This window comes from Bacillus cereus group sp. MYBK30-2 (assembly GCF_051915945.1).
GTDB classification, from domain to species: domain Bacteria; phylum Bacillota; class Bacilli; order Bacillales; family Bacillaceae_G; genus Bacillus_A; species Bacillus_A paramycoides.
In genome coordinates this window covers 139290-151717 of sequence record NZ_JBQAFR010000003.1, presented here as the reverse complement: position 1 = coordinate 151717, position 12428 = coordinate 139290, and the positions used below count along the sequence as shown (strand labels likewise).

Here is a 12428-nt window from a genome sequence, read left to right as displayed (position 1 = left end):
AGCAAGTGGAGTCGTTAGAAAATATTTTAGAAAAACAATTTCACTTTAAAAGAGCACAAATGATGTGCTCTTTTTCATTTAAACGAATACTTGGTAGGAATTTAATTGCTTTTCTCTTCGTTTTCTGCCAAGCTTAAGGAGATAAAATACTTCAAAGAAAGAATTATATAGGTGACGAATATGATTGAAGTTAAGACTTCTGAACTTAGTGATGGAGAATTTAATAGAGGTGTATTTGCAACTCGTGATATTAAAAAGGGTGAGTTGATACACGCAGCACCAGTTATCTCTTATCCGAATGAACAGCATGAACACATTGAGAAAACGTTACTTGCTGACTACGCATTTGAGTATGGGATAAATCATACGGCAATCCTTTTAGGATACGGTATGTTATTTAATCATTCATATACGCCGAATGCAACGTATGATATTGTTTTCGAGAATCATACGTTTAACTTCTTCGCTTATAAAGATATAAAAGCGGGAGAAGAGATTCTAATCAATTATAATGGTGAAGTTGATGACAATGAGCTGTTATGGTTTGATAAAGAAAAAGAAGAGAACGAAAAATAAATTAAAGAGTATAAGAAGGGCACATTCTGTGGGATGTGTTCTTTTTTTTATTGATGAAAATAAAGTAAAGATTACAAAAAAATACCACTTTTCTTTCGTGTGGTATAGTAAGATACTGAAGGATAGTGCTTTGAAAAACCTATATATTTTACAAATTATTGTCTATATGGTTACATGTCAAGTTTAGTAGTCCATTTGGGTTGCTTTATTATGCGATATATATTTTAATATGAGTGGCACCTCTTATAATTTAAGAGGTTTATAGGTGTGTTTTATGTACACTTTATCTACCACTTGAGCTTTTTAATTGTAGTACGTTTTTTATGTGGGGATATTATGGGCCCGTAGATAGCGGGATAAAAAGATTATAGAAATAGAGGAATCGTAAAATGAATATGCAAGAGGTTTATAAATATTTAAGTACAGTATTGCCTGAAGGTCATGTGAAGCAAGATGAAATGTTAAAGAATCATACGCATATTAAAGTAGGAGGAAAAGCGGATGTGTTCGTTGCTCCTACGAATTATGATGAAATTCAAGAAGTTATAAAGTATGCAAATCAATACAATATTCCAGTTACGTTTTTAGGAAATGGCTCTAATGTTATTATTAAAGATGGCGGTCTTCGCGGGATTACAGTAAGTTTAATTCATATTACAAATGTTACTGTAACAGGGACAACAATTGTTGCGCAATGTGGTGCAGCGATTATTGATGTATCACGAATTGCATTAGACCACTGCTTAACAGGACTTGAGTTTGCTTGTGGTATTCCAGGTTCAGTTGGCGGAGCGCTATATATGAATGCTGGGGCGTATGGCGGTGAAGTAGCATTTGTATTGACAGAAGCTGTCGTAATGACGGGTGATGGAGACTTACGTACTTTAACGAAAGATGAATTTGGATTTGGATATCGTAAGAGTGTGTTTGCGAACAATCATTACATTATTCTTGAAGCGAAGTTTGAACTTGAAGAAGGTGTGCGTGAAGAGATTAAAGAAAAGATGGATGATTTAACGTTTAAGCGTGAATCAAAACAACCTTTAGAGTATCCTTCATGTGGTAGTGTATTTAAGCGCCCACCAAATAATTTTGCGGGTAAGCTTATTCAAGAATCAGGATTGCAAGGTAAGCGAATTGGCGGTGTAGAGGTTTCTTTAAAACACGCTGGATTTATGGTGAATGTGGATAACGGAACTGCACAAGATTACATCGATCTAATTCATTTTGTACAAAAAACAGTTGAAGAAAAATTCGGTGTGAAATTAGAGAGAGAAGTAAGGATTATTGGAGAAGATATATAATAATCTTTGAACTAAAAAAGTATGAATTATTTTAAAATAACATTTGGGTATTGTTGACAATTTGTTTTTAATTCAATATAATGGCTAATAATTTAACATATGAAATACGTTGAAAGAGCCCAGTAGCAGTTTGTCACTGTTATCGAGAGAGCTAGGGGTTGCTGGAACCTAGCACAAACAAACTTGTGAATTACACTCTGGAGTATCTTAGGTAATGCTAAGCGGAGTAGCAATCGATATTATTGCTAAGAGTGGTATGAATAGCTATGCTATTTATGCAAGCTGGGTGGTAACACGGTGAATAATCGTCCCTATGTCTATCGTAGACATAGGGACTTTTTTGTTTTTAAAAAAATAAAGGGGATGGCAAGAGATGAATATTATTGATGAATTAGAATGGCGCGGTGCTGTTAATCAACAGACGGATGAAGAAGGATTACGTAAGCTAGTAGAAGAGAAAGAGATTTCGTTATACTGTGGGGTAGATCCGACCGGTGATAGTATGCATATCGGACATTTGATTCCTTTTATGATGATGAAAAGATTTCAATTAGCTGGACATCATCCGGTTATTTTAATTGGCGGAGCGACGGGGACAATTGGTGATCCGAGTGGCCGTCAATCAGAGCGTCAACTGCAAACTTTAGAAGTGGTGCAGCATAACGTAGATGCGTTAACAGCGCAAATGAAAAAGCTATTTGATTTCGGCGGGAATAGCGAAGTGAAGATGGTAAATAACTACGACTGGACACATGAAATAAACATTATCGAGTTTTTACGTGATTACGGCAAAAACTTTAGTATCAATAGCATGTTAGCGAAGGACATTGTAGCAAGTCGTTTAGATACAGGAATTTCTTTCACAGAATTTACGTACCAAATCTTGCAAGCGATGGACTTCCATCATTTATACACAAAAGAAGATGTTCAATTACAAATTGGCGGTAGTGACCAATGGGGAAATATTACGAGCGGTTTAGATTTAATTCGTAAGTTAGAAGGTCATGAAGCGAAAGTATTCGGATTAACGATTCCGTTATTATTGAAATCAGATGGTACGAAATTTGGTAAATCGGCAGGTGGTGCAGTTTGGCTCGATCCTGAAAAAACAACACCGTTTGAATTTTACCAGTTTTGGGTGAATACAGATGACCGTGACGTAATTAAATACTTGAAATACTTTACGTTCTTAACGAAAGAGCGCATTGATGAATTGGCAGTGAAGGTGGAAACAGAACCACATAAACGTGAGGCGCAAAAAGTATTAGCGGAAGAAATGACGAAATTCGTTCACGGAGAAGAGGCTTTTTTGCAAGCTGTGAAAATTACATCGGCATTATTTAGCGGAGATATTAAATCGTTAACAGCTGATGAAATTGAACAAGGATTTAAAGAGATGCCGACATTCCAATCTTCAAAAGAGACGAAAAATGTTGTAGAGTGGCTAGTTGATTTAGGAATTGAACCATCTAGAAGACAAGCACGTGAGGATATTAATAATGGTGCTATATCTATGAACGGTGAAAAAGTAACGGATGTCAGCACGGATGTTACTGTAGAAAATTCTTTTGATGGAAGATTTATTATTATTCGTAAAGGGAAGAAGAACTACAGCTTAGTGAAACTGGGATAATAGTTTTTGTGGAAGAGTGGAAGTAAGGAAGATACTTTCACTCTTTCCTATACACAATTTCGACACAAAAAAGTCAGTATATTTAGATAATTTAAGAGGGTTATAGTATTCCTCTGCCGAATATAAGTAAGTAGAGAAAATTACGGATAAAAATAGCCCGAACCATGCAGGGCATGATTCGGGCTTATATTCAGATTAGTAAGCTAAGCTGAATAGACCTTTAATGTGTGATAAGTAACGAACGTTACTTGCTTCTTTCATTAATGATGCTGGTAGACCTTTAAGTGGAGTATTGCTTGCTCCAATTGTAGCAACAGCATCTTTACGTCCTAGACTTGCAAGTGTTCCAGAGTTTACAGGTGCGAACTCTTCGAATGCTTTGCCTTCTAGTGCTGCGTATAAGTTGTATCCAATTAACTCACCCATTTGCCAAGCGATTTGTGCAGTTGGTGGGTATGGACGGCCGTCTGGAGAGAAGACAACAGCGCTGTCTCCAGCAACGAATACGTCTTTGTGAGAAGTAGATTGTAGGTATGCATCAACTGTTGCACGACCACGGTTTACTTCAAGACCTGATTCACCTATTAATGGGTTACCTTGTACGCCGCCTGTCCAAACGAATGTGTTAGCAACTAGTTTTTGACCGTCTTTTAAGTCGATTTCATTGCCAGCAACGTTTGTTACAGGAAGACCTGTTAAGAATGTAACGCCGCGTGCTTCTAAGCTAGTAGTTGCACGTTCGATTAAGTGGTCTGGTAATACTGGAAGGATTTTTGGACCTGCTTCAACAAGAAGAAGTTTAACTTCTTTTGGATTTACGCCGTGGCTTTTTGCAAGTTTAGGCATAATATCAGCAAGCTCACCAACTAGCTCAACGCCAGTTAATCCGCCACCACCGATTACGATTGTAGCATCAGCTTCGTTTTTCGTTTTAGCGTATTCACGAATACGGTCTTCAACGTGTTTGTAGATTTTGTTTGCATCAGCAGCAGATTTTAATACCATGCTGTTTTCTTCTAGTCCTGGAATACCGAAGTAAGCAGTTTTACTTCCTAAAGCAACTACAAGTGCATCGTAAGATAAAGTAGTGCCACCAGCTAGTTTGATTTCTTTGCTATCAACTGAGAATGACTCAACTGTTGCAATTTTAAGATCGATGTCTTTGCCTTTGAAAAGCTTTGTAAGTGGCATTGCAACTGCTTGCTCAGCAACGTTACCAGCTGCAAGGCGGTGTAGTTCAGTGATGATTTGGTGTGTTGGGTATTGGTTAATCACTGTAACTTGTGCTTCTGATTTGCTGTAATATTTACGTACGTTTAAAGCGGCAAGAAGACCGCCATAACCAGCGCCTAAGATGACAATTTGTTTTGACATAGTATGATATCCCCCGTCTTTACTAATTGTTGTTATAAGTTAAATTATTTATTATTACGTTCTGCACTAACTTGAAGATATGCGTTTACAAAGCGGAACATTTTTTGTGCTTGTGGGTCTTTTAATAATTTTAATAGACCGAACAGGCCGATAACTTCGCTGCTTTCATCAGCGCGATCTTTCGCTTCGATAGCAGTTGCAGCCATGCTTTTCACTGTATCTTTTACAGGTTCTACAATCTCTTGGATTGCGCTAACAGTGTCGCTTTTTAATACTTCGTCAGTAGCAACAGTTTGAGCGAAGTCATAAGACTTAGTTAAAATGTTAACAAGCTCAGTTAATTTTGGAAGCTGCTCCACTAGTGTTGTTAATGATTCTTGTACCTCAGGTTTTAACAACTGATCAAGTACATCAAGTTGTCCTTGGCTAGCAGAAATTTGTACAGTTTCTTGTTCTGGCTTTGTTTGAGTCATAGTTTCTGGCATCTCCAATTCTCCTTTACGATAGCAATACTCTTATTTTTTGGAATTAATATTCCTGGCATAGGTAAGGACAGAAAAAGTTTGCAAAACTTTATACAAAGTTTCACAAAACACAATAAAATGCCTTTAAATTTATGATGGCAAATAAGCCGAAATCATAAATCTAAAACCATAATGTCTTACCTATTATCTATGAACTGTCCGATACATGGCTTGTCCGCATAATGGAAAGTTCCTTTATCGGAAAGTGTATATAATATATAACCTATATTATATACTATATACACGTATGTTAACATAAAAATGATTCCTAATTATTTGATATTGAGCCCGTAGCCTAGTACTGACAAGGCATGAAAGCGCATAAATTATTTTGTCTAGGTTAAAAATGTACATATATATGTAGAAAAAAAGGAAAAAAAGAACAAATTTTTGTTCTTTTTTTCCTTTTTTCTTATTGTTCACCCTCTGTAATTAACATGGATGTGTTGCCGCCTTTTTCAAGGTGGCATTCGCCCCAAGTACAAAGAGAATCAAGAATCGATTCTAAAGACCAACCGTAGTCAGTAAGGGAATATTCTACCTTTGGTGGGACTTGATTGTATACCTTTCTTTGAATAACTCCGTCATCTTCTAATTCACGTAATTGCTGTGTTAACATCTTTTGTGTGATACCAGGCATTAAACGTTTTAGTTCACTTGTTCTCTTTGTACCTTTCGTTAAGTGACAAAGAATAACAACCTTCCATTTTCCGCCGATAACCTCTAAAGTCGCCTCTACAGGAATATTGTATTTCTTCATATGAAAGCCTCCTTTGGTCAATGCAGATTTCAGCTTGTGAGAAAAGTAAGCTAAATAATACAAATGTTACTTTTTAGTACCTATAGCACTTTAAAGTACGTACTTTTTATCATGTTAAATATGTTTCATAATAGCACATGTAAGAGGCAAATGAGTAGTACGGTACTGAAAAGTGACTATGTTACTTTTTAGTGCCTATCGTACTTTAAAGTGCGTTCTTCAAAAAAAGAATGAAACCATTCATAATAGCATTTGTAAGTATGGAATATATTTTTTAGAAGATAAAAGGGCCTTTTTATCACACTATTATGATTGGATTTCTTGTAATAAGGAGGAATTCAATTGAGTTCATATACAATACCATCTTCGGAAGTTCAGACGAATCGAAGAAGTATGTTTGCTTTATTAGCACTAGCAATTAGTGCGTTTGGGATTGGTACAACCGAGTTTATTAGTGTCGGTTTATTACCATCCATTTCGCAAGATTTAAATGTTTCAGTTACAACAGCTGGTTTAACGGTTTCCTTATATGCGTTAGGAGCAGCAGTAGGAGCTCCTATTTTAACAGCGTTAACAGCTAGTATGTCGCGAAAGACATTATTAATGTGGATTATGGTTATTTTCATTATTGGTAACGGAATCGCGGCGGTAGCAACTAGCTTCACTGTGCTAATTATTGCGAGAGTTATTTCTGCGTTTGCGCATGGCGTGTTTATGTCGATAGGATCTACAATTGCGGCTGCGATCGTACCAGAAAATAAACGTGCTAGCGCAATTGCAATTATGTTTACTGGATTAACAGTTGCGACTATTACAGGTGTGCCAATTGGAACATTTATCGGTCAAGAGTTTGGCTGGAGAGCATCGTTTATGGCGATTGTTGTAATTGGAGTTATTGCTTTAATCGCAAACAGTATACTGGTCCCATCTAATTTGAAAAATGGTGTACCTGTATCATTTCGTGATCAATTCAAACTAATTAAGAATGGAAGACTGTTACTTGTCTTCATTATTACTGCACTTGGATACGGCGGAACATTCGTAACATTTACGTATTTATCACCGCTATTACAAGAAGTAACAGGATTTGAAGCAAGTACGGTTACCATCATTTTATTAGTGTATGGAATCGCCATTGCGATAGGGAATATGGTCGGCGGAAAGTTATCGAATCATAATCCGATTCGAGCGCTATTTTACATGTTCTTTATTCAAGCGATTATATTATTTGTTTTAACATTTACAGCACCATTTAAAGTCGCTGGATTAATCACAATTATTTTCATGGGACTATTCGCATTCATGAATGTTCCGGGGCTACAAGTATATGTAGTTATATTGGCGGAGCGCTTCGTTCCAAGTGCGGTTGATGTTGCTTCAGCAATTAATATTGCCGCATTTAACGCAGGGATTGCTCTAGGTTCTTATATAGGTGGCATTGTAACGAACTCGTTAGGATTAATCCATACTGCTTGGGTAGGCGGCATTATGGTAGTAGGAGCTGTTATTTTAACAGCTTGGAGTATGGCATTAGAAAAAAGAGATCAAGCAAAATAAAGGAGAGAAAATAAAATGAAAAACTTACAAAGTAAAACAGTATTGCATAACGGTGTAGAAATGCCTTGGTTCGGTTTAGGTGTATTTAAAGTAGAAGAAGGACCAGAACTTGTAGAAGCTGTAAAATTGGCAATTAAAGCAGGATACCGCAGCATCGATACAGCTGCGATTTATGGAAATGAAAAAGCTGTAGGTGAAGGAATCCGTGCAGGTATTGAAGCAACTGGGATTTCAAGAGAAGAATTATTTATCACTTCAAAAGTATGGAACGCGGATCAAGGATATGAAGCAACAATTGCTGCATATGAAGAGAGCTTAAAAAAATTAGAACTAGATTATTTAGATTTATATCTTGTTCACTGGCCTGTAGAAGGGAAATATAAAGATACGTGGAGAGCGTTAGAAACGCTTTATAAAGAAAATCGTGTACGTGCAATTGGCGTAAGTAATTTCCAAATCCATCACCTGCAAGATGTGATGAAAGATGCGGAAATTAAACCGATGATCAACCAAGTAGAATACCACCCTCGTTTAACACAAAAAGAATTACAAGCTTTCTGTAAAGAGCAAGGTATTCAAATGGAAGCATGGTCACCGCTTATGCAAGGTCAACTATTAGATAATGAAACATTACAAGAAATCGCTAATAAATACGGTAAGACAACAGCTCAAGTTATTTTACGATGGGATCTGCAAAACGAAGTTGTAACAATTCCAAAATCAACGAAAGAACATCGTATTATTGCAAATGCAAGTATATTCGATTTCGAATTAACGAAAGAAGATATGGAGAAAATCGATGCGTTAAACGAAAATCACCGTGTTGGTCCAGACCCTGATAACTTTGATTTCTAAATTTATAGTGGAGAGAAAGAGTGCAAACAGTTAGCACTCTTTTTTTTTGTTTTGCTTATGCATAAAAAAATGTTCTAACTAAATAATAAACAGTAGTAAATTTGTTATTTATAAGGGGTTGTAGACATGAATATAAAACGATCGTTCAAGCTAATGGCTGCTTTTTTGAGTGTTTTATTTGTATTTGCGAACTTATTATTCCCACTTCAAAAAGCATTCGCAGAAGTTATGGATCACACGAAGTATGAAATGGATTGGAGTTATAGTAGGACAAAGAAGAAGCCAATTCGAACAGAACTTATTAAAACTGCAGATGGTAAAATTGCTTTTTGCTTAAATGTAGATTTGAAATCTCCAAGCGGTCAAGATTTACCGGAAATGGGGAAAGTGGATATTGAAGTGTACCGCGTATTATTAAACGGATATCCACAGAAGAGTCCGCAAGAATTAGGTGTTTCTGATTGGAGAGATGCACATTACGCAACGCAGCTTGCGGTGTGGAATGCGTTAAAACAAATTGATATTAACGATTTAGATTTTCGTAATAAAAATGTAGAAAAAGTAACGAAAGATATAGTTGCAAAAGCAAGCGCTAGTGAGGAACTACAAGAAATTACGATGAGTGTAAATCCTACAGAAGAACAAGAAGCAGTATTGAAAGATGAGTTTTTTGAAACTGGTTTATATACAGTGCAAACAAACGCTAAAAGCGGAACGTATAAAGTACAAGCAACAGGCGCACCAGAAGGCGCGAAGTTCGTAAATGAAAAAGGTGAATCGAAAACTGAATTTAATGTAGGAGAGAAATTCCGCATTTTAATTCCGAAACAAACGCCATCTGGTGGATTTAGCTTTAAAGTATCAGGAAATTTAACGAAATTACAAGGAATTGCACATAAAGGTACGCCGACGATTCAAAATGCAGTAGTATTACTTGAGCGTAGTGAAGAAAAAACGAGTCCAGAGTTAGCGGTAAGTTGGAAGAAGGCTGAAGGGCCACATAAACCAAATAAACCGAATCAACATAAAAGATAAAGGAAAAAGCATTGGCATTTGCCAATGCTTTCTCTTATGCACACATCATTAATTATATTAGGGAAATATAATTAATGATGTAATACAAGATGATGTTAAGAAGACAGAAGAAAAGTTCTTTAAAATTACAGAGCAAGGTTTTGAAAGAACAGAAGGTATACAAGAGGTAAATGCTTAAAATAAATAAAAAAGGCTCGTAAACATAATGTTTACGAGCCTTTTTTATTACTCAGCTTCAGAAACTACTGTGAAGCGTTCGTTTACGTGTTTTGGATTTTCGATTTCATCAAGTGCTGCGACTGCGAAGTCTTCGTAACTTACGTAGCTATCGCCTTTTGAGTTAACGAGAAGGTTGTCTTTACCAGCTTTGTAAGAGCCAGTGCGTTTACCTAATGCGAATAGCGCAGAAGGGCTGATGAATGTCCAAGTAATATCGTTTGTTTGCTGTAAGATTTCTAAGTTTTTTCCTTGGTTTTGCGCAGTTGCTAGGTATTCTTTTGGGAATCCTGGTGTGTCGAATACACGTGTTGTTTTCTCTTCGTCTACAAATAAACTTCCAGCGCCGCCAACTACAAGTAATTTTGTATTTGGTGCACCTTTTAGTGCTTCAATTAGTACGTTTCCTGCATCTACGTGAAGGTGCTCTTCACCCGCTGGAGCACCGAATGCATTTACAACAACATCGAATGCTTGTAGGTCATTAGATGTAAGGTTGAATACATCTTTCTCTAAAACTTTTACATTGTCTTCTGTAATTTTTGCGGCGCTTCTTACGATGGCAGTTACTTCATGTCCGCGATCTAATGCTTCTTTTAAAATACGACTTCCTGCTTTTCCGCTTGCTCCGATAATTCCGATTTTCATAATGAATCCCTCCAAAGTGTTTTATTAAAGTGTATATGTGAAAATGAATGAATTTAGTGTAATTAGGTTTGTTACAACCTGATGTAATCATTATAGTTACAGGTTGATGTTTTTGTCAATGGGATTATTTATTGTTTTAGTATGTACATTTTATAAATATAAAGTCATAAAACATAACAAATAACATGGTCATGTTATGAAATCTAACATATGGAAGCAATACCCTGTCGAAAAATGTTGATTTTTGAATATTTTTTAAATATAATTCAATTTATGAGGAAAAAAGGGAGGGGACTAATCGTATGAATATTTTAGAACAATTCGTTTCATCAACGAATACAATTCTTTGGTCATATATTCTTATTGCAATGTTAATTGGTTTAGGGCTTTATTTTTCTATTAAATTGAAATTCGTACAAATTACTCATTTAGGGGAAATGGTTCGACTAATGAGTGATGGATTAACTGGAAAGACACGTAAAAAGGGCAGCGTATCTTCTTTCCAAGCATTTTGTATGAGTTCAGCAGCTCGTATTGGTATCGGAAACTTAGCTGGTGTAGCGCTAGCTATTTCAATGGGCGGACCTGGAGCTGTATTTTGGATGTGGGTTATTGCGATTATCGGAGCGTCTTCAAGCTTCGTAGAAAGTACGCTTGCACAAATTTATAAAATAAAAGATGGCAGTGGCTTCCGTGGTGGTCCTGCTTATTATATGGAAAAAGGTTTAAATAAACGTTGGATGGGAATTTGGTTCTCTATCCTTATCACAATTAGTTACGGTTTAATTTTCAACTCAGTACAAGCGAATACAGTGACATTAGCATTTAAAAATGCTTTCGGTATTGAGCGTTATATTGTAGGGATTGTACTTGCAGTATTAGTCGCGGTTATTATTTTTGGCGGTGTGAAAAGTATTGCACGTATGTCAGAAATGATAGTTCCGCCAATGGCAATTATTTATATTGCAGTAGCTGTTTTCGTAGTTATTAAAAACTTCTATTTAATACCGGATGTTTTCACAGAAATCTTTAAAGGTGCATTCGGTTTAGATTCAGCTGTAGGTGGCGGTATCGGAGCTGCGATGAAATATGGTATTCAGCGCGGATTATTTGCGAATGAAGCAGGTATGGGTAGCGCGCCGAATGCGGCTGCAACAGCGGATGTAACGCATCCAGCGAAACAAGGGTTTATTCAAACAATTGGAGTGTTAGTAGATACATTTTTAGTATGTACATCAACAGCGTTTATCGTACTATGTTCTGGTGCATATAAGGCAACAAACTTAGAAGGAATTGAATTAACACAAAATGCATTAAGTTCACAAATCGGTCCATGGGCAAGTAGCTTCTTAGCGATTATTATCTTCTTATTTGCATTTAGTTCACTTCTAGGAAACTATTATTATGGTGAAACGAATATTGAATTCATTAAACAAAGTAAAACTTGGTTAACGATTTATCGTATTGCGGTAGTGGGAATGGTATTATTCGGTTCTGTTGCGACGCTTCAAGTTGTATGGAATATGGCAGATTTATTTATGGGGCTAATGGTAATCACAAACCTAATTGCGATTACACTTCTTGGCCGATTTGCATATGCTGCATTGGCAGATTATGTGAAGCAAAAGAAACAAGGGAAAGATCCAGTCTTTAGTGCGGATTCAATCCCTGGTTTGAATAATACAGAGTGTTGGGATAAGTCAGCGGTAGCGGATAAAGAAAAAGCTGTATAATAAAAGATGAAACGAGCATCAAAGAAATTTGATGCTCGTTTTTTTATGGTAATAAACTAAGGAGAGAGGTAAAAGACGAACATTAACGTGGTTTTATAATAAAATGTAAATTTTTTTAAAGGGAAATGCAGATGTGAGTTGTAATTTGTGTTAGAATGGTTAATGGCTTTGGAATAAGAGGTTAGACGACTTTTTATATTCATTTCTATGTTT

The 12428-nt window shown here is 36.2% G+C and carries 11 protein-coding genes and 1 other annotated feature; of the genes, 7 read left to right on the top strand and 4 right to left on the bottom strand.

Translation table 11 applies throughout. The features are described 5' to 3' along the window. Nucleotides 1–180: 180 nt before the first annotated feature. From ACTFQM_RS20185 to tyrS, 3 genes are all read left to right on the top strand, one after another. Complete coding sequence (locus ACTFQM_RS20185; protein WP_002174143.1) at nucleotides 181–576, top strand: SET domain-containing protein; 396 nt, start codon at nucleotides 181–183, stop codon at nucleotides 574–576. 389 nt (nucleotides 577–965) lie between these two features. Further along, nucleotides 966–1880 carry a UDP-N-acetylmuramate dehydrogenase gene (gene murB, locus ACTFQM_RS20180; protein ID WP_002174142.1) on the top strand — a complete coding sequence of 305 codons (915 nt, stop codon included), beginning with the start codon at nucleotides 966–968 and terminating at the stop codon, nucleotides 1878–1880. Nucleotides 1881–1980: 100 nt separating this feature from the next. Beyond that, nucleotides 1981–2196: a binding site (T-box leader), on the top strand. 57 nt (nucleotides 2197–2253) lie between these two features. Then, nucleotides 2254–3513, top strand: coding sequence for a tyrosine--tRNA ligase (gene tyrS / locus ACTFQM_RS20175; RefSeq protein ID WP_002174141.1), 1260 nt, complete (start codon nucleotides 2254–2256; stop codon nucleotides 3511–3513). A 195-nt stretch (nucleotides 3514–3708) separates the two neighbouring features. Here tyrS and ACTFQM_RS20170 read toward each other — a convergent pair whose 3' ends face one another. The 3 genes from ACTFQM_RS20170 to ACTFQM_RS20160 form a co-directional block, all read right to left on the bottom strand. Next, a complete protein-coding gene (locus ACTFQM_RS20170) occupies nucleotides 3709–4887 on the bottom strand; it encodes an NAD(P)/FAD-dependent oxidoreductase (protein ID WP_002174140.1) in 1179 nt (392 codons plus the stop codon). Between the two features lie 44 nt (nucleotides 4888–4931). Beyond that, entirely contained in the window at nucleotides 4932–5372 is a 441-nt protein-coding gene (locus ACTFQM_RS20165; RefSeq protein WP_002174139.1) for a DUF1641 domain-containing protein, read from the bottom strand. Nucleotides 5373–5823: 451 nt separating this feature from the next. Further along, the gene (locus ACTFQM_RS20160) at nucleotides 5824–6171 is read right to left on the bottom strand and encodes a winged helix-turn-helix transcriptional regulator (RefSeq protein WP_071717473.1); all 348 of its coding nucleotides are present in this window, start codon (nucleotides 6169–6171) and stop codon (nucleotides 5824–5826) included. Nucleotides 6172–6564: 393 nt separating this feature from the next. On the opposite strand from ACTFQM_RS20160, the gene ACTFQM_RS20155 reads away from it, so the two are divergent. From ACTFQM_RS20155 to ACTFQM_RS20145, 3 genes are all read left to right on the top strand, one after another. Further along, nucleotides 6565–7728, top strand: a complete 1164-nt coding sequence (locus ACTFQM_RS20155) for an MFS transporter (protein WP_165615141.1) — start codon at nucleotides 6565–6567, stop codon at nucleotides 7726–7728. A gap of 15 nt (nucleotides 7729–7743) precedes the next feature. Continuing rightward, complete coding sequence (locus ACTFQM_RS20150) at nucleotides 7744–8583, top strand: aldo/keto reductase (RefSeq protein ID WP_440036005.1); 840 nt, start codon at nucleotides 7744–7746, stop codon at nucleotides 8581–8583. Nucleotides 8584–8709: 126 nt separating this feature from the next. Then, on the top strand, nucleotides 8710–9618 hold the full coding sequence (locus ACTFQM_RS20145) for a thioester domain-containing protein (protein ID WP_440036003.1): 909 nt from the start codon (nucleotides 8710–8712) through the stop codon (nucleotides 9616–9618). A gap of 225 nt (nucleotides 9619–9843) precedes the next feature. Here the strand turns inward: ACTFQM_RS20145 and ACTFQM_RS20140 are convergent, their stop codons facing one another. After that, complete coding sequence (locus ACTFQM_RS20140) at nucleotides 9844–10482, bottom strand: NAD(P)-dependent oxidoreductase (RefSeq protein WP_400487820.1); 639 nt, start codon at nucleotides 10480–10482, stop codon at nucleotides 9844–9846. 302 nt (nucleotides 10483–10784) lie between these two features. Here ACTFQM_RS20140 and ACTFQM_RS20135 point away from each other — a divergent pair, with 302 nt between their 5' ends. Further along, the gene (locus ACTFQM_RS20135) at nucleotides 10785–12215 is read left to right on the top strand and encodes an alanine/glycine:cation symporter family protein (protein WP_440036001.1); all 1431 of its coding nucleotides are present in this window, start codon (nucleotides 10785–10787) and stop codon (nucleotides 12213–12215) included. The last annotated feature ends 213 nt before the right edge of the window (nucleotides 12216–12428 follow it).

Bases quoted from the DNA above. Each gene is read 5' to 3' on its own strand.
- ACTFQM_RS20185 (WP_002174143.1), top strand. From the start codon at position 181: ATGATTGAAGTTAAGACTTCTGAACTTAGTGATGGAGAATTTAATAGA.
- murB (WP_002174142.1), top strand. From the start codon at position 966: ATGAATATGCAAGAGGTTTATAAATATTTAAGTACAGTATTGCCTGAA.
- tyrS (WP_002174141.1), top strand. From the start codon at position 2,254: ATGAATATTATTGATGAATTAGAATGGCGCGGTGCTGTTAATCAACAG.
- ACTFQM_RS20170 (WP_002174140.1), bottom strand. From the start codon at position 4,887: ATGTCAAAACAAATTGTCATCTTAGGCGCTGGTTATGGCGGTCTTCTT.
- ACTFQM_RS20165 (WP_002174139.1), bottom strand. From the start codon at position 5,372: ATGCCAGAAACTATGACTCAAACAAAGCCAGAACAAGAAACTGTACAA.
- ACTFQM_RS20160 (WP_071717473.1), bottom strand. From the start codon at position 6,171: ATGAAGAAATACAATATTCCTGTAGAGGCGACTTTAGAGGTTATCGGC.
- ACTFQM_RS20155 (WP_165615141.1), top strand. From the start codon at position 6,565: ATGTTTGCTTTATTAGCACTAGCAATTAGTGCGTTTGGGATTGGTACA.
- ACTFQM_RS20150 (WP_440036005.1), top strand. From the start codon at position 7,744: ATGAAAAACTTACAAAGTAAAACAGTATTGCATAACGGTGTAGAAATG.
- ACTFQM_RS20145 (WP_440036003.1), top strand. From the start codon at position 8,710: ATGAATATAAAACGATCGTTCAAGCTAATGGCTGCTTTTTTGAGTGTT.
- ACTFQM_RS20140 (WP_400487820.1), bottom strand. From the start codon at position 10,482: ATGAAAATCGGAATTATCGGAGCAAGCGGAAAAGCAGGAAGTCGTATT.
- ACTFQM_RS20135 (WP_440036001.1), top strand. From the start codon at position 10,785: ATGAATATTTTAGAACAATTCGTTTCATCAACGAATACAATTCTTTGG.